29 protein-coding genes and 1 riboswitch are annotated in these 26,572 nt (G+C 66.1%); of the genes, 11 read left to right on the forward strand and 18 right to left on the reverse strand.

The window, feature by feature from the left end; translation table 11 throughout:
• Window positions 1-32: 32 nt before the first annotated feature.
• The 5 genes from cobA to cbiE are packed head-to-tail and all read right to left on the reverse strand — an operon-like array spanning window position 33 to window position 4,396.
• Window positions 33-764: a uroporphyrinogen-III C-methyltransferase gene (gene cobA / locus BLV07_RS17360; protein WP_091887719.1), complete on the reverse strand. Its 732-nt coding sequence runs from the start codon at window positions 762-764 to the stop codon at window positions 33-35.
• Complete coding sequence (locus BLV07_RS17365; protein WP_091887721.1) at window positions 761-2,071, reverse strand: cobyrinic acid a,c-diamide synthase CobB; 1,311 nt, start codon at window positions 2,069-2,071, stop codon at window positions 761-763. Before BLV07_RS17365 ends, cobA begins: the two co-directional genes overlap by 4 nt.
• Window positions 2,071-2,853 carry a precorrin-4 C(11)-methyltransferase gene (cobM, locus tag BLV07_RS17370; protein ID WP_091887723.1) on the reverse strand — a complete coding sequence of 261 codons (783 nt, stop codon included), beginning with the start codon at window positions 2,851-2,853 and terminating at the stop codon, window positions 2,071-2,073. Before cobM ends, BLV07_RS17365 begins: the two co-directional genes overlap by 1 nt.
• A complete protein-coding gene (locus BLV07_RS17375; RefSeq protein ID WP_176945591.1) occupies window positions 2,850-3,218 on the reverse strand; it encodes a cobalamin biosynthesis protein in 369 nt (122 codons plus the stop codon). Before BLV07_RS17375 ends, cobM begins: the two co-directional genes overlap by 4 nt.
• Window positions 3,215-4,396, reverse strand: a complete 1,182-nt coding sequence (gene cbiE / locus BLV07_RS17380; protein ID WP_091887727.1) for a precorrin-6y C5,15-methyltransferase (decarboxylating) subunit CbiE — start codon at window positions 4,394-4,396, stop codon at window positions 3,215-3,217. Before cbiE ends, BLV07_RS17375 begins: the two co-directional genes overlap by 4 nt.
• Between cbiE and BLV07_RS17385 the strand changes: the two genes are divergently transcribed.
• Entirely contained in the window at window positions 4,395-5,141 is a 747-nt protein-coding gene (locus tag BLV07_RS17385; RefSeq protein ID WP_091887729.1) for a cobalt-precorrin-6A reductase, read from the forward strand. The genes cbiE and BLV07_RS17385 overlap by 2 nt on opposite strands.
• Here the strand turns inward: BLV07_RS17385 and cobJ are convergent.
• The 7 genes from cobJ to BLV07_RS17420 are packed head-to-tail and all read right to left on the reverse strand — an operon-like array spanning window position 5,117 to window position 13,039.
• Window positions 5,117-5,851 (reverse strand): precorrin-3B C(17)-methyltransferase, encoded by a 735-nt coding sequence (gene cobJ / locus BLV07_RS17390; protein ID WP_091887730.1) that lies wholly within the window; start codon window positions 5,849-5,851, stop codon window positions 5,117-5,119. The genes BLV07_RS17385 and cobJ overlap by 25 nt on opposite strands.
• Window positions 5,848-6,579 carry a precorrin-2 C(20)-methyltransferase gene (locus tag BLV07_RS17395; protein WP_091887732.1) on the reverse strand — a complete coding sequence of 244 codons (732 nt, stop codon included), beginning with the start codon at window positions 6,577-6,579 and terminating at the stop codon, window positions 5,848-5,850. Before BLV07_RS17395 ends, cobJ begins: the two co-directional genes overlap by 4 nt.
• A 2-nt stretch (window positions 6,580-6,581) precedes the next feature.
• A complete protein-coding gene (locus tag BLV07_RS17400; protein ID WP_091887734.1) occupies window positions 6,582-7,211 on the reverse strand; it encodes a precorrin-8X methylmutase in 630 nt (209 codons plus the stop codon).
• Window positions 7,211-8,374 carry a precorrin-3B synthase gene (cobG, locus tag BLV07_RS17405; protein WP_091887736.1) on the reverse strand — a complete coding sequence of 388 codons (1,164 nt, stop codon included), beginning with the start codon at window positions 8,372-8,374 and terminating at the stop codon, window positions 7,211-7,213. The genes BLV07_RS17400 and cobG overlap by 1 nt, the downstream gene beginning before the upstream one ends.
• Window positions 8,371-11,619 (reverse strand): cobaltochelatase subunit CobN, encoded by a 3,249-nt coding sequence (cobN, locus tag BLV07_RS17410; protein WP_091887738.1) that lies wholly within the window; start codon window positions 11,617-11,619, stop codon window positions 8,371-8,373. The genes cobG and cobN overlap by 4 nt, the downstream gene beginning before the upstream one ends.
• Window positions 11,619-12,668: a cobalamin biosynthesis protein CobW gene (gene cobW, locus BLV07_RS17415; protein WP_091887740.1), complete on the reverse strand. Its 1,050-nt coding sequence runs from the start codon at window positions 12,666-12,668 to the stop codon at window positions 11,619-11,621. The genes cobN and cobW overlap by 1 nt, the downstream gene beginning before the upstream one ends.
• Window positions 12,665-13,039, reverse strand: coding sequence for a DUF1636 family protein (locus BLV07_RS17420; RefSeq protein WP_091887809.1), 375 nt, complete (start codon window positions 13,037-13,039; stop codon window positions 12,665-12,667). The genes cobW and BLV07_RS17420 overlap by 4 nt, the downstream gene beginning before the upstream one ends.
• 94 nt (window positions 13,040-13,133) lie before the next feature.
• A riboswitch (cobalamin riboswitch) is annotated at window positions 13,134-13,353 on the reverse strand.
• A gap of 39 nt (window positions 13,354-13,392) precedes the next feature.
• On the opposite strand from BLV07_RS17420, the gene cobO reads away from it, so the two are divergent.
• On the forward strand, window positions 13,393-14,028 hold the full coding sequence (cobO, locus tag BLV07_RS17425; protein WP_091887742.1) for a cob(I)yrinic acid a,c-diamide adenosyltransferase: 636 nt from the start codon (window positions 13,393-13,395) through the stop codon (window positions 14,026-14,028).
• Window positions 14,029-14,040: 12 nt separating this feature from the next.
• Complete coding sequence (locus BLV07_RS17430; protein WP_091887744.1) at window positions 14,041-15,489, forward strand: cobyric acid synthase; 1,449 nt, start codon at window positions 14,041-14,043, stop codon at window positions 15,487-15,489.
• Here the strand turns inward: BLV07_RS17430 and cobD are convergent.
• A complete protein-coding gene (cobD, locus tag BLV07_RS17435; RefSeq protein ID WP_176945592.1) occupies window positions 15,478-16,443 on the reverse strand; it encodes a threonine-phosphate decarboxylase CobD in 966 nt (321 codons plus the stop codon). The two genes, BLV07_RS17430 and cobD, sit on opposite strands and share 12 nt — an antisense overlap.
• A gap of 11 nt (window positions 16,444-16,454) precedes the next feature.
• On the reverse strand, window positions 16,455-17,396 hold the full coding sequence (cbiB, locus tag BLV07_RS17440; RefSeq protein ID WP_176945593.1) for an adenosylcobinamide-phosphate synthase CbiB: 942 nt from the start codon (window positions 17,394-17,396) through the stop codon (window positions 16,455-16,457).
• Between the two features lie 121 nt (window positions 17,397-17,517).
• Here cbiB and cobU point away from each other — a divergent pair, with 121 nt between their 5' ends.
• The 5 genes from cobU (at window position 17,518) to BLV07_RS17465 (ending at window position 21,094) form a co-directional block, all read left to right on the forward strand.
• The gene (gene cobU, locus BLV07_RS17445; protein WP_091887750.1) at window positions 17,518-18,021 is read left to right on the forward strand and encodes a bifunctional adenosylcobinamide kinase/adenosylcobinamide-phosphate guanylyltransferase; all 504 of its coding nucleotides are present in this window, start codon (window positions 17,518-17,520) and stop codon (window positions 18,019-18,021) included.
• A complete protein-coding gene (gene cobS / locus BLV07_RS17450; protein ID WP_091887752.1) occupies window positions 18,018-18,800 on the forward strand; it encodes an adenosylcobinamide-GDP ribazoletransferase in 783 nt (260 codons plus the stop codon). The genes cobU and cobS overlap by 4 nt, the downstream gene beginning before the upstream one ends.
• Window positions 18,801-18,804: 4 nt before the next feature.
• Window positions 18,805-19,437 carry a 5,6-dimethylbenzimidazole synthase gene (gene bluB / locus BLV07_RS17455; RefSeq protein ID WP_091887754.1) on the forward strand — a complete coding sequence of 211 codons (633 nt, stop codon included), beginning with the start codon at window positions 18,805-18,807 and terminating at the stop codon, window positions 19,435-19,437.
• A 353-nt stretch (window positions 19,438-19,790) separates the two neighbouring features.
• On the forward strand, window positions 19,791-19,958 hold the full coding sequence (locus BLV07_RS47590) for a hypothetical protein (protein WP_176945594.1): 168 nt from the start codon (window positions 19,791-19,793) through the stop codon (window positions 19,956-19,958).
• Window positions 19,959-20,134: 176 nt separating this feature from the next.
• Window positions 20,135-21,094, forward strand: coding sequence for a c-type cytochrome (locus BLV07_RS17465; RefSeq protein WP_091887758.1), 960 nt, complete (start codon window positions 20,135-20,137; stop codon window positions 21,092-21,094).
• A gap of 145 nt (window positions 21,095-21,239) precedes the next feature.
• On the opposite strand, the gene BLV07_RS17470 is transcribed toward BLV07_RS17465, so the two are convergent.
• Both BLV07_RS17470 and BLV07_RS17475 read right to left on the reverse strand, forming a co-directional pair.
• On the reverse strand, window positions 21,240-21,716 hold the full coding sequence (locus BLV07_RS17470) for a hypothetical protein (RefSeq protein ID WP_091887760.1): 477 nt from the start codon (window positions 21,714-21,716) through the stop codon (window positions 21,240-21,242).
• A gap of 213 nt (window positions 21,717-21,929) precedes the next feature.
• Window positions 21,930-22,856 carry a LysR family transcriptional regulator gene (locus BLV07_RS17475; protein WP_091887762.1) on the reverse strand — a complete coding sequence of 309 codons (927 nt, stop codon included), beginning with the start codon at window positions 22,854-22,856 and terminating at the stop codon, window positions 21,930-21,932.
• Window positions 22,857-22,985: 129 nt separating this feature from the next.
• Here BLV07_RS17475 and BLV07_RS17480 point away from each other — a divergent pair, with 129 nt between their 5' ends.
• Both BLV07_RS17480 and BLV07_RS17485 read left to right on the forward strand, forming a co-directional pair.
• Window positions 22,986-23,924: a ring-cleaving dioxygenase gene (locus BLV07_RS17480; protein ID WP_091887764.1), complete on the forward strand. Its 939-nt coding sequence runs from the start codon at window positions 22,986-22,988 to the stop codon at window positions 23,922-23,924.
• A complete protein-coding gene (locus BLV07_RS17485; protein ID WP_091887766.1) occupies window positions 23,921-24,562 on the forward strand; it encodes an alpha/beta hydrolase in 642 nt (213 codons plus the stop codon). The genes BLV07_RS17480 and BLV07_RS17485 overlap by 4 nt, the downstream gene beginning before the upstream one ends.
• A 41-nt stretch (window positions 24,563-24,603) precedes the next feature.
• Here the strand turns inward: BLV07_RS17485 and BLV07_RS17490 are convergent, their stop codons facing one another.
• Window positions 24,604-25,578 carry a magnesium transporter CorA family protein gene (locus BLV07_RS17490; RefSeq protein ID WP_091887768.1) on the reverse strand — a complete coding sequence of 325 codons (975 nt, stop codon included), beginning with the start codon at window positions 25,576-25,578 and terminating at the stop codon, window positions 24,604-24,606.
• 370 nt (window positions 25,579-25,948) lie between these two features.
• On the opposite strand from BLV07_RS17490, the gene BLV07_RS17495 reads away from it, so the two are divergent.
• Window positions 25,949-26,140, forward strand: coding sequence for a hypothetical protein (locus BLV07_RS17495; RefSeq protein WP_091887770.1), 192 nt, complete (start codon window positions 25,949-25,951; stop codon window positions 26,138-26,140).
• Window positions 26,141-26,391: 251 nt separating this feature from the next.
• On the opposite strand, the gene BLV07_RS17500 is transcribed toward BLV07_RS17495, so the two are convergent.
• Window positions 26,392-26,572, reverse strand: a 181-nt coding sequence (locus BLV07_RS17500) for a transposase (RefSeq protein WP_143035440.1), incomplete at its 5' end; no start/stop codon positions are given.

Genomic DNA, 26,572 nt, shown 5'->3' on the forward strand with positions numbered 1-26,572 from the left:
GGGCGTCAAGTGGCGAAGGGCGACGGCGGCCATCATGACGGATCGTCTCCCGCCAGGGCCCCGAACAGGATGACGGCGGCCGTCGAGGCGGCGCCGCCCCGCGCAAGCTGCTCGGCGAGCTCGGCAATCGTGGTGCGGACCAGCCGCTCGTCGGAACGGCCGAGTGATTCCGCAAACAGCGCCGGCGTATCTGCGGCGAGGCCATGGTCGATCAATTTTGCGGCAAGCGCCGGAAAGGTGCGCCGGCCCATATAAACCACGGTGGTTGCCTCGGGATCTGCCAGCGCCGCCCAATTCAGGTTAGGCGGCAGTTCGCCGGTGACGTCGGCCCCGGTCACGAACTGCACCCGCCGCGAGGTGTGGCGCCGGGTCAGGGGGATGCCGGCTTGCGCGGCAGCAACGCAGGCGGATGTGACGCCGGGAATGATCTCGTAGCCGATGCCGGCCTCGCGCAGCGTCTCCAGCTCCTCCTCGAGCCGGCCGAAAATTCCGGCGTCGCCCGACTTCAGCCGCACCACCCGCGCGCCGGTTGCGGCATAATCGACGAGCAGGCGGTTGACATGGTGCTGCTTGGTCGAGGGCCGCCCTGCCCGTTTCCCCACAGCGACGAGATTGGCGCCGGGACGAGCGAGATCGAGGATCGCGCCGGAGGCAAGATCATCATAGAGCACGACGTCGGCCTCACGCAGCCGCGCAGTCCCCTTCACCGTGAGGAGTTCTGGGTCGCCGGGGCCGGCGGAGACGAAAGAAACAAAACCGCTCACCGGTCCTCCGCGATCAGATGGAAGAACGTGCCGGTGGCTTGGCCCCGCCGCGAGCCGGTCTCGGCAATGACCGTGCCGGTTGCATCGTGAACCATGGCCAGCGGCGTGTCGGGCTGGGCGATGATCGTCGAATAATGGAACTCGTGGCCGCGCAGGCGTGCGCCGACCTGATGCCCCGGCATCGGTGCGGCCAGTTCGGCGAGACGATAGCCCAGATGCATGCGGCGCTTGGCAAAGCTGGTCTCCAGGCCGAGCAACCCCGCCATCTCATGGCGCACGCCGTCGGCGTCGGTCAAAGCGATTCCCAACACCATATAGCCTCCGCATTCGCCGTGCACCGGACGCGTTTCGGCAAAGGTGCGCAGGCCGCTGCGAAAGCGTGCATTGGCCGCAATCTTGCCAGCATGAAGCTCGGGATAGCCGCCGGGCAGCCAGCAGACATCGGCGCTTGCGTCAGGCGCTTCATCGGCCAGCGGCGAGAATGTCGAGATCTCGGCGCCGGCCGCGCGCCAAGCTTCCAGCATATGCGGATAGATGAAAGAGAACGCCGCATCGCGGGCCAGCGCGATGCGTTGGCCAGGCGGCGTCACGTTCAGGCCGCTCGCCGCGGGTTGCGGCGACCAGCTGGCTGCCGCTCGCAGCACCCCCTCGAGATCAACATGCTCGGCAACGAAGCGCGCGGCCTCGTCGATCAGCTTGTCGATCTCGGCCTGCTCCTCGGCCTGCACCAGGCCGAGATGGCGCTTCGGCAGGCTGATCTCGGCATGGCGCGGCAGCGCGCCGAACACGGCGATGCCGGCATCGTTCAGCGCGCGCCGCACGAGAGCTTCGTGGCGCTGGCTGGCGACGCGATTGAGCACGACGCCGGCAAGATGCACCCCGGCGCGATAATCACGGAGACCTGCGGCAATCGCCGCCGCGGTCTGCGCTTGGCCCGAGGGATCGATCACCAGCAGCACCGGCCAGCCCAGCATCTCCGCGATGTCGGCGGTCGCACCAGTGCCGGAGACGCCGCGTGCGGCGACACCGTCGAACAGGCCCATCGAACCCTCGGCGAGCACGACATCGGCATTCGCGCCGCTGCTGACGAGATGCGCGATTCCTGCGCGGTCCATCGCCCAGCTATCGACATTGACGGAGGCGCGTCCCGTGGCCACGGCGTGGAAGGCGGGATCGATATAGTCGGGCCCGCTCTTGAAGCACTGCACATTCAATCCGCGATTGCGCCAGTGGCGCGCGAGCGCCAGCGTCAGCGTGGTCTTGCCGACGCCGGAGGCAGGTGCGGAGATGACGAGGCCTGCCGCCATCACGACGCCTCCGGAAAGCGCGGCTCGGCGCCGACCGGCCGATAGCGGCGGTCGTAATCGGCGGCATAGAGGCGGCTCTCGTCAAAATCCGCGGCGCCAAGCGTCCTGCCGACCAGGATCAGCGCGGTCCGCTCCATTTCGCCGCCCACGGCCGCATCGAGCGTTGCGAGCGTGGCGCGCACGATGCGCTGGTCCGGCCAGCTCGCGCGCCATACGATGGCGACCGGACAGTCCGCGCCGTAATGCGGCGTGAGCTCGGCGATGACCTTATCAAGCAGATGGATCGACAGGTGGATCGCGAGCACCGCGCCGGTGGCAGCGAACGCCGCAAGCTTCTCGCCCTCAGGCATCGCGCTGGCACGGCCCGGCGTGCGCGTCAGCACCACGGTCTGAGCGAGACCAGGCAGCGTCAGCTCGGTTTCTAACGCAGCGGCAGCAGCCGAGAACGACGGAACGCCCGGCGTCACCGAATAGGGAATGCCGAGCGCGCGCAGGCGGCGGAGCTGTTCGCCCATCGCCGACCAGATCGAGAGGTCGCCGGAATGCAGCCGCGCGATATCTTTGCCGACCGCATGCGCGGCAACGATCTCCGCGATGATCTCGTCCAGCGACAGCGGCGCGGTGTTGACGATCCGCGCGCCGGGCGGGCAATGCGCCAGCACGCCCTCCGGCACCAGCGAGCCGGCATAGAGACAGACCGGAGAGGCCGCGATCAGATCGCGTCCGCGCAACGTCAGGAGGTCGGCAGCGCCAGGGCCTGCGCCGATGAAATGCACCGTCATGCGCCGTCTCCTTCCGCGATCGCCGCGGTCGCGGTGCGATCCTGCGAGGCCGCCCGCGTCGCGATCAGCCGCGCGCGAGGGCCGGCCGCCGCGAGCGCCGCGGCTTCGGCAACTGATCCGGTGCCGAACTTTTCCGCAATAAGCTTCGACTGCGTCGGCGTGTCGATGCCGGCCAGCAATTCGGCCGGGACGGCCCTGATCGGCACACCGCATTCGCGCGCGAGCTGCCTCAGTGCTTCCGCATCCGCCTTGTCGCTGACGGTCGCCACGGCCGCAAGGCCTTCTAAACCGCCGGCCGCCAGCAGCGCTTCACGCAGCGAATCCAGCGTAACGTCGCGCTTGAATCCGAGCCCGGCAACTTTCATCGGACCACACTCCACTGCACCACCGGCCGTGCGGCCTCCCAGGACCGGAAGCGGCCAAGCGGAGCGGCATGGGCAATCTCCACCCGCATCAGTTCGCCGCCGTGCCGCTGATGCAGCTCGCCGAGCAGCGCTTCCGTCTCCAGCGTGACTGAATGTGCGACGAGCCGTGTCCCGGGCGAGAGGCGCGCCCAGATGGCATCGAACATCGCGATATCGAGGCCGCCACCGATGAAGACGGCATCCGGCGGAGCCAGCGCAGCAAAGGCGTCGGGCGCCTTCCCCGTGATGATAGTGATCCTGTGCGCCAGACCGAACGCCGTTGCATTGCTGCGGATATTCGCAGCGCGATCCTCGCGCATCTCGATTGCGGTCGCCGTCCCGCCACACAGCGCCCACTCGATGGAGATCGAACCTGAGCCGGCGCCGACATCCCACAGCCGCTCACCGGGACGCGGCGCCAAGGCCGACAGCGCCAGCGCGCGCACCGGCCGCTTGGTGAGCTGGCCGTCATGGACAAAGAGATCGTCCGACAAGCCCGAACTGCGGGGCATGCCCGGCGTCCCCCTCGCCAGCACCGCCACCGCAACCAGATTTCCAGCAATATCATCAGCAAAGAGATCGGCGCGATGCTGGTCTATGTATTCCCGTGGGCCGCCAAGCGCAGCAAGAGTCCACAGGATTGAAGCGCCCCATCCGCGTTCCGTCAGCCATTTCGCGAGATCATCTGCCGCCTTCCCGTTGCGCACGAGGCAAATGATGCGCGCATCTCGTGCCAGATGCGGCACCAGACGCTCGAATGGTGCGGCATGAAGCCCAAGACACACAACCGACTCGAGCCGCCAGCCGAGCCGTGCGGCGGCGAGCGAGAAGGTCGATGGCGCGGGGTGCGCGATCCACTCGTCGCTACCGAGCTTCTCGGCCAGGCCCGCCCCGGCGCCATGCCAGAACGGATCACCGGAGGCGAGCACCGCGGTCGGCCGACCGCGGCAGCTCAGCACGATGTCCGCATCGAACGGCACCGGCCACGGACGGCCGCGGCTGCCAACTTCCGCGAGCGCAAGATGACGCTCGCCGCCGAAGACGGTTTCTGCCTTGGCAAGCGCCTTTCGGCTTGCCTCCGACAGGCCGGCAAGGCCATCTTCGCCGATACCGATGATGGTCAGCCAGGGATCAGTCATGACACGCGCCCTCATTCTGGGCGGAACGAGCGACGCCAGCCTGCTCGCCGCGGCGGTCGCGCGCGCCGGCATCCAGGCCATCTATTCCTATGGCGGCCGCACCCGCGCGCCCGCCGATCAGCCGCTGCCGATACGCATCGGCGGATTCGGCGGGGTGAGCGGGCTTGCCGACTACATTCGTCGCGAGGCCATCACGCATGTGATCGACGCGACGCATCCCTTCGCCGCCGAGATGAGTCGCAATGCGGTCGCGGCGTGCGCGGAGACGGGCACACCATTGATTGCGCTGGAGCGCGCGCCCTGGAGCAAAGCGCCTGGCGACGACTGGATCGAGGTCGTCGACGTCAACGCCGCCGTCGCCGCGCTGCCCGAGGCAGCGGCAAAAGTGTTCCTCGCCATCGGCCGCCAGCACATCACGCCATTCGCGATGAAGCCGCAGCACGCCTACACGCTGCGCTTCGTCGACCCGCCCGAAGCGCCCCTGCCTTTCGCGGCCGACGTGATCGTGTCGCGCGGGCCGTTCACCCTCGACGGCGAATTGGAGATGATGCGCACCCGCGGCATCATGTGCATCGTCGCCCGCAATTCCGGCGGCGACGGCGCGCGCGCCAAGATCGACGCGGCGCGCATGCTCGGCCTGCCCGTGATCATGATCTCGCGACCGCAACCGTCCGAACGGGTGCGGGTCGAAAGCGTCGCCGAAGTGATGCAGTGGCTCGATCATCGCACCTGCCTCGGCGCATAGACCCAGCGGCCGACGCGCCGCGTCTGCGAATTGCCGACGATCACCAGCGTGCGCATGTCGGCCATCTCGGGCGCCGCTTCGTTCAGCGTGACGGTCTCGATCTTTTCATCGGACGTACTGATCGCGCGCGCGAAGATCACGAGTCGCTCGCCGCAGCCGGCCGCTCGCAGCACCGCAAGCGCGCGGCCAAATCCTTCCGGCCGGCTGGCTGAGCGCGGATTGTACATCGCGATGGCAAAATCGGCTTCCGCGGCGAGCCGCAGGCGCTTCTCGATCACGGCCCAAGGCTTCAGATTGTCGGAGAGATTAATCGCGCAGAAATCATGGCCGAGCGGCGCGCCGGCGCGGGCAGCCGCCGCCAGCATCGCGGTGATGCCGGGCAGCACGCGGATCGGCAGGTCCCGCCATTGCGGTGCCTGTTCGAGCGCCTCGAACACGGCAGAGGCCATCGCAAACACGCCGGGATCACCGGAGGAGACGACGACAACTTGGCCGCCTTCGGCGGCAAGCCGCAGGGCTTCGCTCGCGCGCTGCAGCTCTTCGCGGTTGTCGGAGGGATGAAGGGTGAGCCCTGCTCGCGGCGACACACGCGCGACATAGGGCGCGTAGCCCAAAATGTCGGTCGCAGACGCAAGCGCGGCGGAGACTTCCGGCGTCACCAGCGCGTCGCTGCCAGGGCCAAGGCCTGCGATGGTCAGCGTGCCCGTCATTCGGCGGCGTCCAGATGCCGGCCCTTGCCGTGCACCAGCACGATCGCGAAATAGGGACACTCAGCAGCATCGACATCGGCGAGCCGCGCAACGCGCTCACCCGGCATGGTGCCGCGCTCGACCAGCCAGGCATCATCCAGTCGGCCGGCCGACGCGAGCGCGCGGCGCACCTTTGCGAGATTGCGCCCGGTCTTCATGATGACGAGCGCATCGGAATCACGCATGCGCCGTTCGAGCTCGTCTTCGGCAAGCGTCCCCATCAGCACCGTCGTGACGTCGTCGCCGAGCGCGATCGGCTGGCCGACGCCATTCCAGCAGCCGACCATGCCGGGAATCCCCGCGATCACTTCGATCTCGACGCGGCCTTGCAGGCGCGTGTGCAGATGCATGAAGGAGCCATAGAAGTAAGGATCGCCCTCGCACAGCACGACGACGTCGACCGCGCGCGAAAGCCGCGCCAGGCGCTCGGCCCATTCGTCGTAGAAGCCGGCGAGCAGCTGCACGTATTCAGGGCTGTCGAAGGCGATCTCAGTCGTGACCGGATATTCCATGGGATATTCGGTGACGTCCGCGGCCAACATGTCCTCGACGATGCGGCGCGCCTGGCCCGGCCTGCCCTTCTTGCGGAAATAGGCGACATGCTGCGCCCCGCGCACCGTGCGGTCGGCGCGCACGCTCATCAAATCGGGATCACCGGGGCCGAGACCGCAGCAGATGATGCGCCCCATGACTATTCGCTCCGGCTCGCCAGCGCGTTGACGGCGGCCACCGTGATCGCGGAGCCGCCGAGGCGGCCTTCAACCGTCAGCGCCGGCACCGGCGGATCGGCCATCAGCGCGGCCTTGGATTCGGCGGCGCCGACGAAGCCGACCGGGCAGCCGATGATCGCCGCGGGCCGCGGGCAGTCGCGGTCCTCCAGCATGTTGAGCAGATGAAACAGCGCGGTCGGCGCATTGCCGATCGCGACGATCGCGCCGCCCAGATGCGGCCGCCACAGCTCCAGCGCTGCCGCCGAGCGGGTGTTGCGCATGGATTGCGCGAGTGCGGGAACGGCGGCATCGCCGAGCGTGCAGATCACGGCGTTGGCCGCGGGCAGTCTCGCGCGCGTAATGCCTTCGGAGACCATGCGCGCGTCGCACAGGATGGGCGCTCCCTTCTGCAACGCGGCCCGCGCTGCGGCCGCCATGCCGGGCGTGAAGCGGATATGCGCCTCCAGGCCGACCATGCCGGCGGCATGGATCATCCGCACCACGACCTGCTCCTCGTCGGGCGTGAAGCGCGCAAGATCCGCCTCGGCGCGGATGGTCGCAAAGGACTGCCGGTAGATCGCTGCGCCATCGGTCTCGTAAGTGTAGGGCATCAGTGCCCTCCGACCAGGATGGAGGGATCGCTGACGATGTCATCACCGTTCAGGCCGCGCAGAGCGGGCTCATCGCGGGTCGATCCACCGCGGACGAGATCGAATCCGGCGCGGGTCGCAACCAGCGTCACAGCGGCGGCGCCGGAATGCGCGCAGCCCTTGGCGCAGCCGGAGACGTGAAGCCGCGTATCGGCTGCAATGCGTGGCGCGAGCGCAGCGGCGAGCGCGCGGGTATCGGCATGCGCCTCGCGGCAGCGCGGCGCACCGCTACAGGCAATGACGCGCAGCGCGGGATCGTACGGCTCCGTAATGAGACCCGCCCCCTTCGGCATCGCACGCGTGCTCTCGCTCAAAACCAGCCGCCATGGCGTCATGCGCAGGGCATGTCCGCAAGCCGCGAATTGATGCAGCGTCGTATGCAGCATCTGCCCGAACGCGACCCCGACCATGGCGCCCTGCGGATAATGTCCGGGCCGCAGCGCGGCCATCACAGGGGCCGGTTCGGTCTCGCCGCGCAAGGTCCCCGGCAATGCCGCACCGGAAGCGATGTGGGCCGCCATGCGCCCTCGCCCACCCGTGATGCCGCCGGAGGTGATGAACCAGTTTGCGAGCGCCAGCGCCGTGCTCACGGCGCCTCCGCGCCCGACGGAGCGACCGAGCCTCGCACCATCGGCCCGCACCAGGAGCCGGCCGCTGCGATCGCGCTCGATCCGCACGTCGGCGGAATCGCCGGCCAGCACGCGCGAGGTCCCGTCATCGATGGCGAAGCCAAACTTTGTGGGCAATTTGAGCGCGCTGTCGGCAAGCGCCTCTTCGAGCTCGGCGGCAAGCGCCTGCGTGTCGTCGCCCTCGTTCCAGAACGGCGTCACCAGGATGTTGCGCCGGGATTCGATGTCAACATCGGGGTCAAGCAGCGCCAGTCGCGCAAGGCCCTCAAGCAGCGGACCGTGGCTTTCGTCGCTGACACCTCTGATCTGGAGATTGGCGCGGCTCGTCACGTCGATGAGACCATTGCCGAAGCGTTCGGCCAGCCCAGCAAGGCCGGAAATCTGTGCCGCTTCAAGGCGTCCGCCGAACGGGCGCACGCGCACCACGAGCCCGTCGCCCGATCGCATCGGCCGCAGCGCGCCGGGACACCAGCCCTTGACCGCGGAAGCGCTCATGACGCCTCCTTCAGCGCAGCGGCGATCGAATTGCGGCGCGTCCGCCAGAGCGAGCCCTCATGCAACCGCGTGAAGCACGTCTCCATCGCGGTGAGCGCCGTCGGATTCTCGCGTGCCATGAAGGCGCGGACATCGTCATTGCCGAGCGTCGCATCATAGTAGAGATCGAACAGATGCGGCGGCACGGCGCCGGCAAGATGTGCGAAGGCGGCCATGTGCTCGAGCGTCGCGGTGATCTCGGCCGCGCCGCGAAAGCCGTGGCGCATCATGCCGGCGATCCAGGCCGGGTTCGCCGCGCGGGCCCGGACGACGCGCGAGATCTCTTCCGTCAGCGTGCGCGCATGCGGCTCCTCGGGGCGCGTTGTGTCGATGTGATAGAGCGATGGTCCTGCCGCGCCGAGATGTGCCGCAGCTGCGGCGACGCCGGCTTCATGCGCGGCATAGTCGGCCGCAAGCAGAAGATCGGTCTCCGGCAGATCCTGGACGTGAACGAAGGCATCCGCCGACACAAGCCGCGCCTCGATGCCGGCGCGATCGGGCTTGATCGCGCCATCCGCCGAGAACGCCCAGGACGATGCCGACAGCCAGGCTTCGCCGGCGGCATCACGCGTCTCGGGCGTGAAGGCATCAGGGATCGCCGACAAGCCAACGCCGTATTGTCCGGGCCGCGGCGCAAATACGCGTGACGCCCGGTGGCGATAGGGATTCTCCTCGCCCTCCTCGTCGCGACTTGCGAGTGCCTCGGATGCCGCCTCGAACAATTGCGCCAGACCCGGAAAGACATCGCGGAACAGGCCGGACACGCGCAGTGTCACGTCGATGCGGGGGCGGCCGAGCTCGGCCGGCGCGATGATGTCGTAACCGGTGACGCGGCCGGAGGCGTGATCCCAGCGCGGCGCAAGACCGGCCAGATGCAGCGCCATGGCGAACTCCTCGCCCGCGGTGCGCATCGTCGCCGAACCCCAGAGATCGACCACGAGCCCCTTCGGCCAATCGCCATGATCCTGCAAGTGACGGCGCAGCAGCTCTTCGGCGAGCTTGATGCCTTGTGCATGCGCCGACGGCGTCGGCACCGCGCGCGGATCGACGGCAAAGAGATTGCGCCCCGTCGGCAGCACGTCCTGGCGCCCGCGATAGGGCGAGCCCGACGGCCCCGGCGCAACGCGCTTGCCTGCAAGCGCCGCCTGCAGCGCCTCCCGTTCCGCTTCGCCGCAGGCGCCGCGCCCGAACACGTGCAGGCCGTCGCCGAACTGGCTTTCCTTGAGATCGCAGACGAAGCGATCGATCCGCGGAATGGCTTCGGCTGGTGCGGCCGATGCATCGAGGCCGAGATCGTCTTCGAGACCCGCCGCGCGCGCCTCGTCGCGGATCGCGGCGATCAACCGCTGGCGGCGCGCGGGATCGAGACCATCGGCAGTCGAGTATTCGTCGAGCAGACGTTCGAGCCGGCGCAGTCCTTCCGGCACCGCGGATGCCGCAAGCGGTGGCGGCAGATGACCGATCGTGACGGCAGCGATGCGCCGCTTGGCCTGCGCGGCCTCGCCGGGATCATTGACGATGAAGGGATAGATGACGGGGAGATCGCCGATCAGGGCTGCCGGCCAGCATGCCTGCGACAGCGCCGCGGATTTGCCGGGCAGCCATTCCAGCGTGCCATGTGCGCCCATGTGCACGACGGCATTGATGCCCTGCTCCCTGAGCCAGTGATAGAACGCGACATAGGCATGGCGCGGCGTGCGGGCGAGATCGTGATAGTCGGCATCGCGCGTCGTTGCATCGCCGCGCTCGGGCTGGACCGCGATGATCGACGCGCCGCAAGCGATCGCGGCAAAATGAAACGCGCCGTCACGGCAGCTCGGATCATCTTCCGGCGCGCCCCAGGCTTGCGCGAGATCATCCCGCAGTGCTTGCGGCAGGCGCGAGAGCGCAGCGCGGTAATCGGCAACACTCCAGGTGAGCTGCTGCCTCAGCAGGGTCTCGCCGAGCGCATCGACCGGCGCAACATCGAAGCCGGCCTCCGCAAGATCAGACACCAAGGCCTCGACCGCAGCCAGCGCATCAAGCCCGACCGCATGCGCGATCTGGTGCGGCCGACCCGGGTAGTTCGAGAGCACGATCGCCAGACGCTTCCTGGCGGCCGGCGTCTCCGCGAGCCGCCGCCAGGCGGCAACGCGTGCGGCGACGACCTGCACCCGCTCCTCATCCGCGCGATGGGCGAGATGCGAGAATTGCAGATCGGGATCGCGCTGGCCCGCCGATTTGAAGCTCACCACGCCCGCGAACAGGCGGCCGTCGACCTCGGGCAGCACCACATGCATCGCGAGGTCGCCGGGCGACAGGCCGCGCAGCGAGGTGGCCCAATCCTCGCGACGCGCCGTCGAGAGCGCGACCTGGAACACCGGACAGGATGCAGCATCGAACGGCGTCGTGCCATCATCGCTCATTGCCGAGAATGCTGTCGCATTGACGATCGCGGCCGGAGGATCTTGTGCGAGATGCGCGCGCAGCCAATCGGCGACGCCCGCCGCTTTCAGCGAGGTGACGAAGACACCATAGGCGTCAAAGCCCTTCTCACCCAGCGCGGCGATCAAGGCATCGACCGGACCGGTGTCCGCAGCAGTGAGATAGGAGCGATAGAACGTCACCAGCGCGCGGGGCTTCCCCTCGCCGCCCACCGGCGCAGCAATGACGCCACGCGCGGGATCGTAGAACCCCATCTCAGGCACGGTCATCTCGCCGACGACTGGCCCGGCATAGAGGCCCGAGGCCAGCGCGAGCTGCGCGATCGCAGCTTGCGCCGCGACAGGGCCGCCGGTGTCGCAGAGCACCTTGAGCCGGCGCAGCGTCGAGACCGGCAAGGTCGAATACGCGTCCAGCCGCGTATCGTCACGGCCGTCGGCGGGCAGCACGGCCAGCACGATGTCGTGGTCCTTCGCCAGTTGCTGAAGAGCAGCCAACCCATACGGCCAATAGGACTCACCGCCAATCAACCGCACCAGGATGCCGCGCGCATGGGAGAGCGTGCGCTCGATATAGGTGTCGACCGAAAGCGGATGACGCAGCTCCGCAAGATTGGCGAGCCGCAGCGACGGCAGGCTGTCGCGGCCGCGCCGCCAGCCGGCCGCGAACGCGGCAAGGTCAGAATCCGAATATGAGAGCACCACGAGATCGGCCGGGTCCTGGCCGATGTCCCTTGGCGTCGCGGTCTCCTCGAGACCGCGGCTCTCGCGGAAAACGACGTGCATCAGATGCCAGATCCTGAAAGACCAAGTCCTGACCTGATCGCGGCCTCGTCGATATCACCGTGCTCGCCAATCACGACGAGCTTTGATTGCCGTACGCCGGCAGCCCAGGGCTTGTCGAACTGGTGGCGCACACGCTCGCCGACCGCTTGCAGCAAAAGGCGCATCGGCTTGCCCGCGACCGCGATATAGCCTTTCGCGCGCAGCACGTTCTGCTCGCGCGCCAGGCGCTGGATGGCGGCGACCAGCGCATCGACATTAGACACTTCCGGAAGATCGATCACGACCGAGGCAAAATCGTCGTGCTCATGCTCCTCCTCGCCGTCATGATGCGAGGGGCGCGCGGCAAGATCGTTTTCGGCGGCAGCGCCGAGACCGAGGATGACGCGCGCATCGATCGCGCCGTCGGTGACGGGCAACATCGGCACGCGGCGCGGCATCTCGGCGGTGATCGCGGCCTTGGCGGCTTCGATACCCGCGGCGCCCGCAAGATCGGCCTTGGTCAACAGCACGATGTCAGCACAGGCGATCTGGTCCTCGAACACTTCCGACAGCGGCGTCTCATGATCGAGGTTTTCGTCGGCTGCGCGCTGCGCTTCGACCGCAGCGGGATCCGGCGCGAAGCGGCCAGCAGCGACGGCTTCGGCATCGGCCAGCGCGATCACACCGTCGACCGTAATGCGCGAGCGGATCTCCGGCCAATCGAATGCCTTCAGCAGCGGTTTTGGCAGCGCCAGGCCCGAGGTCTCGATCAGGATGTGATCGGGCCGCACTGGGCGCGCCAAGAGCTGCTCCATGGTCGGAATGAAATCGTCGGCGACGGTGCAGCAGATGCAGCCATTGGCGAGCTCGACGATGTTTTCCTCCGGGCAGTTGACATCGGCGCACGACTTCAGGATCTCGCCATCGACACCCTCGCTGCCGAACTCGTTGACGAGCACGGCGAGCTTCTTGCCGCCCGCATTGGCAAGCAGATGCTGGATCAGCGTCGTCTTGCCGGAGCCGAGAAAACCGGTGACCACCGTGACCGGGACTTTTGCGAGCGAATTCATTCGGCGGCCTCCGGCACGACGGCAATGGGGGGAATGCGCGCAAGCGACTGCTTGCGGAATATTTCCGGCCGGCTGCGCCAGGGCACGAGGCCATCAGGCGCGGCCGCATAGGCCGCAGCGCCCGCGATCACGTCGCGCGCGTTCGCATCCGACAGGCGGCCATAGACATAGGACCAGCGCCCGGGTGCGCTGAGCGCGACCGAGCAGCCCTGGCTGCAGGCCGACAGGCATTCGACGGGAACTACGCTCACGCCGTCGGGCACGCCGGCGTCCAGGATCGCACCGTGCAACCGCTTGCCTGGCGTGACGTCGCCCTCGCCAAGCGTCTCGCCGGCACGGCAGGTAATGCAGACGTGAAGTGTGACCGTCATCGCCTCTTCCAGAATAAACAGCGGGAAGCGAAGAGGCGCACGAACCACTTTCCAGGGGCCCGTTTCCCCGTCGCGGAACACCCCGTCCGCCGGTCCAAAATCGTCCGCGCTGGCAGGTCTCCCGGCTTGCGGAGCAGGGCCTTGCCCTTCGATCCCCGCCTTCCCGATCCCGTCAGGGGTCAGTGGCTTCGGGCATCTCTCCGGTCACGGTCGCGGGGGCGGCTGCATTTTGGACCCAAATCTTGCCGATTCGGACCCTATCGCATTCCCTCTTCGCCTGTCATAGGACAGGAACCAACGCCGGCCCACCATTTGCCGCTGGCCGCCACTTGTCAAGCCGAAGGACTGGTACGATGACGCCTGAACCAGAGACCCAAACGGGCGAGCAAACCGACGCCCGCCACGCTGCAAAAATGGCGAAGAAGAAGGCCGCCCGCGACAAGATCATGGCGACCAAGAGCGGCGAAAAAGGCCTCATTATCGTCCACACCGGCGCCGGCAAGGGCAAGTCGTCCTCCGCCTTCGGCATGATCGTCCGCTGCGTCGCCCACGGCTTCCCCTGCGCAGTGGTGCAGTTCATCAAGGGCGCCTGGGATACCGGCGAGCGGCGCCTGCTCACCGGCCATTTCGGCGATCTCTGCCAGTTCCACGCGATGGGCGAGGGTTTCACCTGGGAGACGCAGGACCGCGCCCGCGACGTCGCCGCCGCGCGCGCCGGCTGGGAGAAGGCCAAGGAGCTGATATCAGATTCCAATCTGCGCATGGTCGTGCTCGACGAGATCAACATCGCGTTGCGCTACGACTATCTCGATATCGCCGAGGTCGTCGAATTCCTCACCACGCAGAAGCCGCCGATGACGCACGTCGTGCTCACCGGGCGAAACGCCAAGGACGAGCTGATCGAGATCGCCGACCTCGTCACCGAGATGACGCTGGTCAAGCATCCCTTCCGCTCCGGCATCAAGGCGCAAGCCGGCGTCGAATTCTGAGACGATCTCGCTATGGCGCGCGCGCTGATGATCCAAGGGGCCGGCTCGGACGTGGGCAAGTCGCTCATCGTCGCCGGCCTGGCGCGCGCCTTCACGCGACGTGGCCTGCGCGTGCTGCCGTTCAAGCCGCAGAACATGTCGAACAATGCGGCCGTCACCGTCGATGGCGGCGAGATCGGCCGTGCCCAGGCGCTGCAGGCGCTCGCCGCCGGCGTCGAGCCGCACACCGACATGAACCCGGTGCTGCTCAAGCCGGAGACCGATGCCGGTGCGCAGGTTATCGTCCACGGCAAGCGCATCGCAACCGCCCGTGCGCGTGACTATGCGGCGATGAAGCCCTCGCTGATGGGTGCCGTGCTGGAGAGTTTCGAGCGGCTGAAGGAACGCGCCGATCTCGTGCTGGTCGAAGGCGCCGGCAGCCCGGCCGAGGTGAACCTGCGCAAGGCCGACATCGCCAACATGGGCTTTGCGCGCAAGGCCGACGTGCCCGTCGTGCTGGTCGGCGACATCGACCGCGGCGGCGTCATCGCCCAACTCGTCGGTATCAAGACGGTGATCGACCCCGATGATGCCGCGATGATCCAGGGCTTTGTCATCAACAAGTTTCGCGGCGATCCCACGCTGTTCGACGACGGCTACAGGCTGATCGAAGCGAAGACTGCGTGGCGCGGCCTCGGCGTGCTGCCCTGGTTCGCGCGCGCCGGCGAGCTGCCGGCTGAGGATGCGCTGGGCCTGCGCGATGCGCGCAAGCCCGGCCAGTGCAAGATCGCCTGTCTCGCGTTATCGCGGATCGCCAATTTCGACGATCTCGATCCGCTCAAGCTCGAAGCCGGCGTCGATCTCGTGATGGTGCGTCCCGGCGAAGCGATCCCCGGTGACGTGCGTCTCGTCATCATTCCCGGCTCAAAATCCACCCGCGGCGATCTCGCCTTCCTGCGCGCGCAGGGCTGGGACGTCGATCTGCTCGCACATCACCGCCGGGGCGGCCATGTGCTCGGCCTCTGCGGCGGCTATCAGATGCTCGGGCATAGAGTTGCTGATCCCGATGGCATCGAGGGACATGCGGGCGACACGCCGGGCCTCGGGCTGCTGGACGTGACAACGGTGATGAGCCCGGAGAAGACACTGACGCGTGTCGCGGCCGTGCACGCCGCCACGGATCAGCCGATCGAGGCTTACGAGATCCACATCGGCCGCACCGATGGGCCGGATCGCGCGCGGCCATTTGCCAAACTGGACGGCGAGCCGGAAGGCGCGATCTCGCGCGATGGCCGCGTGCAGGGTAGCTATTTGCACGGCCTGTTCACGTCGGATGATTTCCGCAAGGCGTTCTTGGCAAACCTCGATATTCCCGCAGGCGACGAGCCCTATCGCGCCAGGGTCGAGAGCGCGCTCGGTGCCCTCGCCGATCACATCGAAAAGCATCTCGACGTCGAAGGATTGCTCGCGCTAGCGCGCTAGCACCTCGGCAAGGCGAGCCCATTCGGCTTCGCTGCCGGGAAGCCCGAGGCGCAGCCATGCCGGCTCTCTCGCGAAGACGCGCGACCAGATTTGGCGACGCGCGAGTTTTTCCTGCGCGGCACGCGCGTCAGGCGTTCCGTAAAGACGAAACAAGGGCGTGCCGCCGACAAGCGTCCAGCCTTGCAACTGCGCCATGGCATCGAGGCGAGCACAGTCGCGTGCGAGCCGCGCTGACGTAGCCTCGGCCCAGGCATCATCGCGCAAGGCGCGGCAGCCAATCGCGATCGCGGCCCCCGAGACCGGCCATGGCCCCGACATCGATGCAAGCTTGCCGATATCGGCCGCATTGCCGAGCGCGAACCCAAGCCGCAGCCCGGCAAGGCCATAAAACTTTCCGAACGAGCGCAGGATTAGCAGCCCCGGCCGATCCGCTTCCGAAGTAAGCGACAGCTGCGGGACGGCATCGGCAAAGCTCTCGTCGACGACGAGACGGCCGACGCGCGGCAGCAATGCCAGCAAATCCTTCGGCGTATGGCGGCGGCCATCGGGATTGTTGGGATTGACCATGATCGCGAGGTCTGCGCCGGCCAGCGCATCGAGCTCCGAGACCTCCTCGATATCCCAGCCCGCAGCCGACAGGACCCCGGCATATTCATTGTAGGTCGGCGCGAGGATGCGCGCGCGACCGGCTGGCGCCAGTTGCGGCAGCAATTGAATGGCGGCCTGTGCACCGCCCATCGCAGCAACAGGTGCGCTCGTGCGATAGGCGTGCTGCGCCGCCTGATGCAGCCCATCGATCTCGGCGCGCGAGGGCAACGCGCTCCACGCGCGCGGGCTCACCTCGCCCACCGGATACGGCAGCCGGTTGATCCCAGTCGAGAGGTCGATCCAATCCTCGGCGCGTCCGCCAAAACGTTGCTGGGCCTGATCGAGATTTCCACCGTGCTCGCGCATGCCCCGTTGTTTCACGCGAAGGCCAGGATCGCAAGCACCCCCGCGAGAAGCAGCATGGACCTACGATAGACCGCCAATCCGTGATTGATGTCCGCAGCGAGCGGATCGCGCGCGCCTTCGTTGAGCCAGGGCTCGTTCGTGATGCTGCCGTGATAGATGCGGGGACCGCTGAGCCGCACACCGAGCGCCCCCGCCATGGCCGCTTCCGGCCAACCGGCGTTGGGCGAGCGATGGCGGCGCGCATCGCGGCTCATGCACGACAGCGCCTCCGATCGCCGCGGCGCCAGCAGCACGAAGAGGAAGCCGGTCAGGCGCGCCGGAATGAAGTTGGCGATATCGTCGATGCGCGCTGCGGCCCAGCCGAAAGTTTCGTGTCGCTCGCTGCGATGGCCGATCATGGAGTCGAGCGTGTTGATGGCCTTGTAGCCGAGGATGCCGGGCAAGCCGAACAGCGCGCCCCAAAACACGGGCGCCACGATGCCGTCGGAGGCGTTCTCGGCAAGGCTCTCGATCGCCGCGCGCGCGATGCCGGGCTCATCGAGCGCCGCGGGATCACGGCCGACGATACGCGAGACCGCTTCGCGCGCAGCGGTGATGTCGCCGGCCTGCAAGGGCGTCGCGACAGCCGCGACATGATCGTGCAGCGAGCGCAAGGCAACCAGGGGCCAGGCGAGGACGCCGACCAGCACGATCTGGATCCAGCCCGAGGGAAGCAAGGACTGAAGCATCCAGCCGACCGCAACGGAGAGCGCGATCACCACGAGCGCGCCGGCAATGCCCGCGCCGCGGCGAAGAGCCGGCGGATCGGACACGCGATTCCAGGCGGCATCGATGGCGCCGATCAGCCGCCCCAGCCAGGTCACGGGATGGCCGATCCGCGCGAACAGCCATGACGGCCAGCCCAAGAGGGCATCCACCGCCATCGCCACCACCATCGCCCCCGCAAAGCCCACACGCGCCTCCTGTTCCGCCCCTGTTGCGCAAAGCGAGGGGCGAGCGCAAGCCCCTACCCGGCTGATTTCGGCTTTGTCTTTGGCCGCGTTTGGTGATTAGTCAGGCCCAAAGGAGACCTTCATGGCCGTCATCTTGATCACGGGCGGAGCGCGATCGGGCAAGAGCACGCGAGCGGAAATGTGCGCGCGCGCCTTTCCTGGCCAGCCCGTCTATGTCGCGACGGCCGAGGCGCTCGATGCTGAAATGGAGGCGCGCATCGCCAGGCATCGTGCGCGCCGCGGAACCGACTGGCTCGAACGCGAAGTGCCGCTGGATCTCGTGCCCGCACTGGTCGCAAGCGATGGCGGCGGCGCACGGCTGGTGGACTGCCTGACACTCTGGCTCTCCAACCTGATGCATGCGGAGCGCGACTGGGAGAGCGAGGTAAAGGAGCTTGCCGGCGCCCTGCCCCGGCAGAAAAGTCCGGTCGTGCTCGTCACCAACGAGGTCGGTCTCGGCATCGTGCCCGACAACGTGCTGGCGCGCAGCTTTCGGGACGCCGCCGGAATCATGAATCAGATCATTGCTGGTGTCGCGGACGAGGTCGAGTTCGTGGTCGCCGGCCTGCCGATGAAATTGAAATGACGCCGCGCGCTGAAGTTTTGAAAGACGTCGTCGCCGATCTCAGGATGGCGGCATCGTTCGTCACGGTCCTTCCCGTGGCATCGTCGAAGCCCGCCGGTGACGGTGCCATCGCGCGTGCGACCTGGGCCCTGCCCGTCGCGGGCCTGCTGGTCGGCCTTGCCGGCGCGTTGGTCTATAAGATCGCCGGCCGGTTCGGACTGACACCAAGCCTTGCCGCCCTGCTCGCGCTGGCCGCGACCACCCTCATCACCGGCGCACTGCACGAAGACGGCCTCGCCGACACTGCCGACGGGCTCGGCGGCGGCCGGACGCGCGAGCGCAAGCTCGAGATCATGCGCGACAGCCGGATCGGCACCTACGGCGTCTGCGCGCTGATCGTGTCGTTCGGTCTGCGCTGGAGCGCGCTCACCGCGATCGCTAGTCCCTGGGCCGTCACGTTGGCGCTGTGCGCGGCGCACATCGCTGCCCGCGCCGGCGTGCCGGCCTTCATGTCGCTGGTCCCGCCGGCACGGCCGGACGGGCTTTCCGCGAGCGCCGGAGCGCCGCCGGGCCGCAGCGTCGCCATTGCGTTCGCGCTTGGAACGCTCGCACTCGCCCTCGCGCTGGGGCCGGGCAAGGCGCTCGCCAGCCTGATCCTGCTGTCGCTCGCCGGCCTGTTCCTGGCGCAGCTCGCCCTTCGCCAGATCGGCGGGCAGACCGGCGACATCCTCGGCGCGTTCGAGCAGCTCGGTGAGATCCTGATCCTGCTGGTCGCAGCAGCCTTCCAGATGGGACGCTGACCTCATGGTCGAGTTCGACGATACCTTCCGTCAGCATTTACGCGAGCTGTTTGTGTGGCGCCGCGACGTGCGCCGCTTCCGCAGCGATCCGCTGCCGGAGGGGGCCATCACGCGACTGATCGAGACCGCCTGCCTCTCGCCGTCGGTTGGGCTCAGCCAGCCCTGGCGTTTCGTCACCGTCGACGATGCCGCACGGCGCCGTGCCGTAATCGACGATTTCAGGACATGCAATGCCGATGCGCTCAATTGCTACTCCGGAGAGCGCGCGGCGCGCTATGCGACGCTGAAACTGTCGGGCCTCGAACAGGCGCCTGGCCATCTCGCCGTGTTCGCGGACAAGGCCAGCGATATCGGCCACGGCCTCGGCCGCGCCACCATGCCGGAGACGACGGAATATTCCGTGGTCGCCGCGATCACCGCGATGTGGCTCTCAGCGCGTGCCGAGGGCATCGGTATCGGCTGGGTTTCGATCCTGACCCCCGCGCGCATTCACGCCGCTCTCGACGTGCCTGAAACCTGGAAGTTCATCGCCTATCTCTGCATCGGCTATCCGGAAGTCGAATGTGACCAGCCGGAGCTGGAGCAGGCGAAATGGGAGCACCGGCGCAGTGCGGACGAGTTTACGCTGAGGCGTTAGCAGAGACCAGCGTGTCGAAACGCCCGCGATGCCTGACGGTGAAGACCAGGCACGAAAATGCGACTCGTTGCGGAGTATGAAATTCGCAACGCAGCGAAGTCGAATTGATCGGAATTCATCAATCTGACCCTACCTCAGTATGGTCACGTCATACGCGCGCACAATGGCGACAACCAAGTGCGCCGTGCTAGCTATGAACGCAAGGTGAAAAGCAACGGAACCGGCCCCGCGAGCCGGCAGTTGCAGGACAAGTCCGGCGGCGTAACGCCCGCCGGCCTTTCTCCTGATCGAACGGCGCGATGCCGCTCCAGTACTTGATGTCTACTGTCACAGTTGGCTGCAGAGAGTACGCCATGAGAAACATCGCCGATCTCCTTGTGCGGTTTTGGCAAGGGACCCAGCCCGCATCCGATACTCAGGTTGCGGCGCTGGCCGAAAACCGAGATCGATCCAGCATGGCCGATTTTGTCCGCATCCTGCAGGCCTACGATCAGGACCAGTGGGGCGATCGCGTCCGTTGACCCCGACAACTGAATTGCACGTTGACGTCTGCGAGTCCCAGGCGTTGAATGGTGTTTTCGATGTGGCGGAGGAGCTGAGGCGTCCGTCGCCCGACAAGCGGTCGGTTAGCCGCTCCTGATCCTCGCCTTCGGAAAGTATAGTCTGGCTTCACCGACACGCTGGGAGGTCGAGAGCCATGAGATTTCCGATCGCTCTATGGGCGTTCGCGATGGCATTGCTCACCGCGGCAGGGGCGCGTGCGCAAATCCAGGAGAGCCCGCCGGCATGGGCCTACCCGGTAAACCCGCCCAATTTTCAACGCACGCCTGACGATGGCACGATCAGGCGCGTTCCTGACAGCGCCGCCGGTTTTACACTCACGCAAGTGCGCGATCTGTTCGCCGCGCCCGACTGGCATCCGGACGATCATCCACCAATGCCGGAAATCGTGGCAAGGGGAAGAAAGCCAGAGGTGTTCGCGTGTGGCGTCTGTCATCGGGCAGACGGACCGGGCGGTCCTGAGAATGCCAGCCTATTTGGCCTCTCCGCGGAATACATCATTCAGCAAACGGCGGAGTTCAAGACGGGCCTGCGCACGAACTCGGCGCCTCGCGTCGCCACCGACCTGATGATCAAGTTGTCCAAAGCGGTGACCGATCAGGAACTCGGCGAGGCCGCTGCCTACTTCGCCTCCATCAAGCCGAGATCGAACATTGCCGTCGTAGAGACCGAGTTGGTGCCAAAAACGCAGGTGCGAGACTTGTTCTTGGCTCCGCTGGACGGCACCGAGAAAGAACCCATCGGTCAGCGCATCATCGAGATACCGGAAAACGTTGAACACTTTGTCAGCCGGGACTCGCGCGCTCGTTTCATCGCCTACGTTCCGCCAGGCAGCATTCAGAAAGGACGAACGCTGGCAGCGAACAGCGATCCGCGCGTCCGGTGCGCGGTCTGTCACGGTGCTGATCTCAACGGGACGGCCATCGCGCCAGGGATTGCGTCCCGTTCGCCCACCTACATGTTCCGGCAGCTCTATGACTTCAAATCGGGCGCGCGGAAGGGCGCCAATAGCGAACTCATGAAACTGGTTGTCGAGAATCTCAGCGTCGACGACATGATCGCGCTTGCCGCCTTTTCAGCGTCGCTCATGCACTAACAGCCTTCGGTTGCTATGCGGGACGAGCCAGCCGGCGCGCTTGGCGCGATGTCAGGTCGCCCGGCCGGCAATGTGCCGCCGGCCGGGCCAACGCGCCACACAAGGGATCAACTTCCTTCGTGCGGGACCTGTGAACATTGCGCTGTCATGAGCCGGGCGTTTTAACGACGAGCTTTATATTGAGCAGGTTGACGCCTTTGAACGGGTTCGGCGCGCTTTCGATTGTGCCCGTGCCCGTGGCGTTCGCATAAGCACCTGTGCCCGATAGGATCGTGTATTCGCCCGTTGATTTGCCGTCTTTGGCCGAACCGGTGTAGCGCGCCGTAATCGAGCCTTCCTCGAACGTGTAAGTGCTATAGCCGAAGAAGGGGCCCGATCCTCTGAGCAAATCCGAAGTATTGACGAACTCCTTCACTCCGATACGGCCATCGCTAAAGACGGCGACCCCAAAGAATTTACCGGACACAACCGTCTGTCCTTCGACGTTTGCGGCCTCGATGACCTTGAGGTCGATCGGCTTTGTGACCAGCTTGAACTCAAGCACCCGCTCGCCGGCCACGGCGGTTGACGCCGCGACGGTCAATGCCACGCCAGTAAGGAAAAAGGTGAGAGACTTCCGCATAGGCTCCTCCTGCGCTTGTTGAAATCAAGTCGAGAAGGCCGGCGAGCTACACATCATGCCGCCGCTTTTCGCGGCGGCACGAAAGAGAGCCCTCGGCGACGCCCCGGCAGCGGCTGAAGCTCTCTGGTCCTAAGCGCGAAGTCGGGACGCAAGTATGAGTCCCCAGCGATCGGAATAAAGTTCAGCTTTCCGTCACGGTATAATAGTATCCGGTCACCTAGCCTCCGCACATCTGCGTCCGCCGGCGTCGTCCTCGTCGCGGCCAAAACGTTCGACCAGAAAATCGATGAACAGCCGCACCTTCACCGACAAATGCCGCGTCGGCGGATAGACCGCATAGAGCGCGAGCGGCGGCGCGAAATAATTGTCCAGCACCGTCTGCAGCTCCCCCTTCCGCAAGGCATCGGCGGCGATGAACTCGGGCAGCAGCGCGAGCCCCCTGCCCTTGATCGCAACGTCGCGCAGCACCTCGGCGTTGTTGACGCAGAGCGACCAGGCCGGCTGCATCCAGTGATCGCCGTCCGCGCCGGTCAGCTTCCACTGATTGCCGGTGAGCAGGAAGCCGTAGGTCAGCGAGGCGTGCTCGCGCAGATCCTGCGGATGCTTTGGCGTGCCGTGGCGCGCAAGATAATCCGGCGAAGCGCAGATCATGCGCGCCACCGGCATGATCTTGCGCGCGATCAGGCTGGAGGATTCCAGCTCCGCGATCCGCAACGTCACGTCAAAGCCGTCCTGGACGGGATCGAGCAGATCATCGCTGAGCACGATCTGGAGCTGAAGCTCGGGATAGCGCGCCATGAAATCGGCAAGCACGGGACCTAACCGCATCGTGCCGAACGACATCGGCGCGTTGACGCGGAGCAGCCCCCGCGGCGCCGATTGAGCCTGCGTCACGGCCTGGTCGGCCGCCTCGATCTCCGAGAGGATCACCACCGCGCGCTCGAAATAGCGCTGGCCATTCTCGGTCGGGCTCGCGTGCCGCGTGGTCCGGTTCAGAAGCTGCACGCCGAGGCTCTCCTCGAGGTCGGCGATGTATTTGCTGATCGCCGAGCGCGACAGCCGCAGCTGGCGGCCCGCTTCCGCAAAGCTGCCGCTCTCGACCACTTTTACGAAGGCCCGGAGGCTGCCGAGCTTATCCAAGAGCCGGCCCCAGCGATTGTTTCCAAATCATAGACATAGCCGTCATATTTGCATGGATTGTCGCCAATCCAAAGCGGAACGATATTTCCGGCCAGAGCAAGACCGCTCCCCGAATTTTGGAGGACGACAATGTCTGGACTGCACCACGTCACCGCGATCGCCGGCGACCCCATCCGCAATTTTGGCTTCTACACCCGGGATCTCGGCCTGCGCTTCGTCAAGAAGACCGTCAATTTCGACGATCCCGGCACCTACCACTTTTATTATGGCGACGAGACCGGCCGGCCCGGCACCATCCTGACCTTCTTCCCATGGGCGGGCGTTTCGGCCGGGCGCCGTGGCGTCGGCGAAACCCATCAAACCGCCTTCCGGGTGCCGCAGCGCTCGCTCGGCTATTGGACGCAGCGCTTTACCGAGAAGGGCATTCGTTACGAGGCGCTGGAGAAGCGGTTCGGCGAATCCGTGCTGCCGTTCACCGACCCTGATGCCATGGCGCTCGCGCTGGTTGGCATTCCCGGTGCCGAGAACGAGCCCGGCTGGAGCAATGGCGACGTGCCGGCCGAGCATGCGATCCGCGGCTTCCATGGCGTGACGCTGCTGCTCGACAGCGCGGCAAAGACGGCGGCCGTCCTCACCGACGTGCTCGGCTTCAAGGAGACCGGACGCGAGGGCTCGGTGATCCGCTTCAAGGCGCCGGGACATGCCGAAGGCAGCGTCGTCGATATCTACGAAGCCAACGGCTTTTTGCGCGGGCATCAGGGCGGCGGCTCTGTCCACCACATCGCCTTCCGCGCGGCCGATGACGCCGAGCAGGGCAAGATGGCCGAGAGGCTCGTGAACAATCACGGCCTGCACCCGACCGAGCAGAGGGACCGCAATTACTTCCGCTCGATCTATTTCCGCGAACCCGGCGGCGTGCTGTTCGAGATCGCGACCGACATCCCCGGCTTTGCCGTCGACGAGCCCGTCGCGACCTTGGGACGCGACCTCAAGCTGCCGAGCTTCCTCGAACAACACCGCAAGCAGATCGAGGGCGTGCTGCCGAACCTGGAAGAGACCGAGTCATGACCGAAAGTGCATTCATTCATCGCTTCGAGCCCGCGGCCAACGCGGGCTCCCCTCCGCTGCTGCTGTTGCACGGCACCGGCGGCGACGAGAACGACCTGCTCGGCCTCGGCCGCATGATCTCGCCCGGCTCCGCCCTGCTCTCGCCGCGCGGCCGCGTGCTCGAACACGGCATGCCGCGCTTCTTCCGCCGCCTCGCCGAGGGCGTGTTCGACGAGGATGATTTGCGCCACCGCGCGCTCGAACTCGGCGACTTCGTCACGGAGGCGCGGCAACGTTACAGCATCGCGGCGCCCGTCGCGGTCGGCTTCTCCAATGGCGCCAACATCGCCGCGGCGCTGTTGCTGCTGAAGCCCGAGGTACTTGCAGGCGCGATCCTGCTGCGCGCCATGGTGCCACTGTCGGATCCTCCCAAGAATGATCCGATCAAGGCCGCGCTTGGCGGCAAGCCCGTTCTGCTCCTCTCAGGACAGGCCGACCCGATCGTGCCGGCGAGCAATTCAGCCCATCTCGCGGCTCTGCTCTCGCAAGCAGGTGCGAGCGTGACCCACAAGGTCCTGCCGGCGGGCCATCAATTGTCGCAAGCCGACGTGACGCTGGCCCGTGACTGGATCGGCAATGTCGACGCCAAGGCAGCGTGATCAAACGGCGGCGCATCGTTTTCAAACGGTGCGCCGCCGCTTCAATCGAACCAGCCGCGCCGCTTGAACCAGATCAGCGGCAGCACGCCACTGGCAATGATCGCGAGCCAGGCCAGCGGATAGCCGAAGATCCAGTCCAGCTCGGGTATGTGCCTGAAGTTCATGCCCCAGATGCCGACCAGGATGGTCGGCGGCACGCCGACGACGGACACGATCGTCAGGATCTTGAACAGCTCGTTCTGCTGGATGTTGACGAAGCCGAGCACCGCATCGAGCAGCAGCTGGATCTTGTCGGACAGTCGCGTCTCGTAGTCACTGAGCGAAATGACGTCCTTCGACACCGCCTCGAGGCGCTTCTTCGACGCGGCTTTGATCCATTCGCTGCCGACATCGCCGGCAAATGAGGCGATGCGGCCGACGCCAAGCAGGACGTCACGCGCCTTGGCCAACCGATCGGCCAGCTCGCCGATGTTTTCCAGGGCCTCGCGCATCCTCCGGCTGGAGCGCACCGGCCGTTGGGTGCGAACCAGTCCGCCCTTGAAGACGCCCCGCGAGAGCCTGTCGACCTTGGCGCCGAGATGCTCGAGAACATCGGCGCCACGCTCGATCATGGCTTCGAGCAGGCTGGTGAACACGCACATGCCGTTCTCCAGACTGTCGTCGGAGCCGATGCGGTTGCCGACGTCGTCGAAGATCGGCAGCTCGGCAAAGCGCACCGTCACCAGCACGCGCGGGCCGATGACGAATCCCACCGGCGTGATCTCGGCCTCGTTGTCCTCGGAGAGCCGGACCGCCGGCGAGCTGAGATAGAGCGTGCCGTGGTCGAGGATCAGCCGGCTCGACGCCTCGATCGCGCTGAGGGACTCCTTGGACGGAATACATATCCTCAGTAGCCGTTCGACGAACTGCTTTTCCTCTTCAGTCGCGTTCAAGAGATCCGCCCAGATGACCTCCGAGGGCATTTCCGCGCCGATGCTCCGCCAATCGTCGGATGGCCATCTGTACAGCTTCAGCAAGAACCGAACTCCGTGGCCGCATCGTCGCGCCGGATGGCGCATCCGGCCTTCATCCGCCCGGCTAACGCATGAGGGTTCCAAACGTTCAATGTCCTTGCGGCGGCAGCGCCCTCCTTACGGGCCTGGACAGTCCGGCCTTTCGGTTTACTTCTTCATTTTGCCACACACGCTTAAGGCGGAGATCATCCGGCGGGCCCGGCAGGGCCGTTGCGGGCCAAAAGTGGACTAGTTTAATGCTCTGCATTTCGAGGTTGCGGCGCCAGCGGACGTTTAAGCCGATATGATCTAACCACAAAGGAAGACCGACTCGACTTGGCCACGCGCTTTCCAATAGGCTCCTGCTTTCCAATTACAACTAGCGGGCACCGAAATGGCTGAAAGAATCGATGTCGAGGTTACCGGCAAATCGCAGTTTGAAGTCGCCTACGACATGGCGAGATTCATTCTCATCAATATGGAAGGTCGTCAGGTGAAAAGCATAAAGCGGCAAGAGTTCTTGCATTTGGTAGCTGACTGCATCGAGGCCTTGCGCGGCATCAAGGCCAAGGAGATTATCAGCTAAAGGCTTGCACTCCTGCAGCGACCGTCCACCCGCATTCTGCAAGTCCCGCCGCAAAATTTCGTGGGAGGTCTTGGAGAGCGCGCTTCGACCAAGACAGCTATGGGTCTTGGTTGTGTGCAAACGCATAGGCCTGACGCGGCGTGGTCGCCAAGTATTGCGCGCGGCCGGTATTTGCGTATCGAATCGTCCAATGACCGGCCAAAGTAGGTACCGCGACCGGGGGATTGTAGTTTTGGACGCACTTCCGGCCGTCAGGCGGCGCGGATGGCTGCAATCAGGCTTGGTTTGCCGAGGATGTTCATCACCCGTGTGAGGTTATAGGCGAGAACATGCAGCGCCATCTCAGCAGCGACATTCCGCAGGCGCTTCATCAGGAAGTGGGTCGCACCCATACGGGCCTTGATCGTGCCGAAGGGATGCTCGATCGTCTCG

This window comes from Bradyrhizobium sp. Rc2d, from assembly GCF_900099855.1.
Taxonomy (GTDB): domain Bacteria; phylum Pseudomonadota; class Alphaproteobacteria; order Rhizobiales; family Xanthobacteraceae; genus Bradyrhizobium.

Excerpts from the sequence above, each read along its gene's own strand:
- BLV07_RS17365 (WP_091887721.1), bottom strand. The coding sequence starts at position 2,071 with ATGGCGGCAGGCCTCGTCATCTCCGCACCTGCCTCCGGCGTCGGCAAG.
- cobM (WP_091887723.1), bottom strand. The coding sequence starts at position 2,853 with ATGACGGTGCATTTCATCGGCGCAGGCCCTGGCGCTGCCGACCTCCTG.
- BLV07_RS17375 (WP_176945591.1), bottom strand. The coding sequence starts at position 3,218 with ATGAAAGTTGCCGGGCTCGGATTCAAGCGCGACGTTACGCTGGATTCG.
- BLV07_RS17385 (WP_091887729.1), top strand. The coding sequence starts at position 4,395 with ATGACACGCGCCCTCATTCTGGGCGGAACGAGCGACGCCAGCCTGCTC.
- cbiE (WP_091887727.1), bottom strand. The coding sequence starts at position 4,396 with ATGACTGATCCCTGGCTGACCATCATCGGTATCGGCGAAGATGGCCTT.
- cobJ (WP_091887730.1), bottom strand. The coding sequence starts at position 5,851 with ATGACGGGCACGCTGACCATCGCAGGCCTTGGCCCTGGCAGCGACGCG.
- BLV07_RS17395 (WP_091887732.1), bottom strand. The coding sequence starts at position 6,579 with ATGGGGCGCATCATCTGCTGCGGTCTCGGCCCCGGTGATCCCGATTTG.
- BLV07_RS17400 (WP_091887734.1), bottom strand. The coding sequence starts at position 7,211 with ATGCCCTACACTTACGAGACCGATGGCGCAGCGATCTACCGGCAGTCC.
- cobG (WP_091887736.1), bottom strand. The coding sequence starts at position 8,374 with ATGAGCGCTTCCGCGGTCAAGGGCTGGTGTCCCGGCGCGCTGCGGCCG.
- cobN (WP_091887738.1), bottom strand. The coding sequence starts at position 11,619 with ATGCACGTCGTTTTCCGCGAGAGCCGCGGTCTCGAGGAGACCGCGACG.
- cobW (WP_091887740.1), bottom strand. The coding sequence starts at position 12,668 with ATGAATTCGCTCGCAAAAGTCCCGGTCACGGTGGTCACCGGTTTTCTC.
- BLV07_RS17420 (WP_091887809.1), bottom strand. The coding sequence starts at position 13,039 with ATGACGGTCACACTTCACGTCTGCATTACCTGCCGTGCCGGCGAGACG.
- cobO (WP_091887742.1), top strand. The coding sequence starts at position 13,393 with ATGACGCCTGAACCAGAGACCCAAACGGGCGAGCAAACCGACGCCCGC.
- BLV07_RS17430 (WP_091887744.1), top strand. The coding sequence starts at position 14,041 with ATGGCGCGCGCGCTGATGATCCAAGGGGCCGGCTCGGACGTGGGCAAG.
- cobD (WP_176945592.1), bottom strand. The coding sequence starts at position 16,443 with ATGCGCGAGCACGGTGGAAATCTCGATCAGGCCCAGCAACGTTTTGGC.
- cobU (WP_091887750.1), top strand. The coding sequence starts at position 17,518 with ATGGCCGTCATCTTGATCACGGGCGGAGCGCGATCGGGCAAGAGCACG.
- cobS (WP_091887752.1), top strand. The coding sequence starts at position 18,018 with ATGACGCCGCGCGCTGAAGTTTTGAAAGACGTCGTCGCCGATCTCAGG.
- bluB (WP_091887754.1), top strand. The coding sequence starts at position 18,805 with ATGGTCGAGTTCGACGATACCTTCCGTCAGCATTTACGCGAGCTGTTT.
- BLV07_RS47590 (WP_176945594.1), top strand. The coding sequence starts at position 19,791 with ATGAGAAACATCGCCGATCTCCTTGTGCGGTTTTGGCAAGGGACCCAG.
- BLV07_RS17465 (WP_091887758.1), top strand. The coding sequence starts at position 20,135 with ATGAGATTTCCGATCGCTCTATGGGCGTTCGCGATGGCATTGCTCACC.
- BLV07_RS17470 (WP_091887760.1), bottom strand. The coding sequence starts at position 21,716 with ATGCGGAAGTCTCTCACCTTTTTCCTTACTGGCGTGGCATTGACCGTC.
- BLV07_RS17480 (WP_091887764.1), top strand. The coding sequence starts at position 22,986 with ATGTCTGGACTGCACCACGTCACCGCGATCGCCGGCGACCCCATCCGC.
- BLV07_RS17485 (WP_091887766.1), top strand. The coding sequence starts at position 23,921 with ATGACCGAAAGTGCATTCATTCATCGCTTCGAGCCCGCGGCCAACGCG.
- BLV07_RS17495 (WP_091887770.1), top strand. The coding sequence starts at position 25,949 with ATGGCTGAAAGAATCGATGTCGAGGTTACCGGCAAATCGCAGTTTGAA.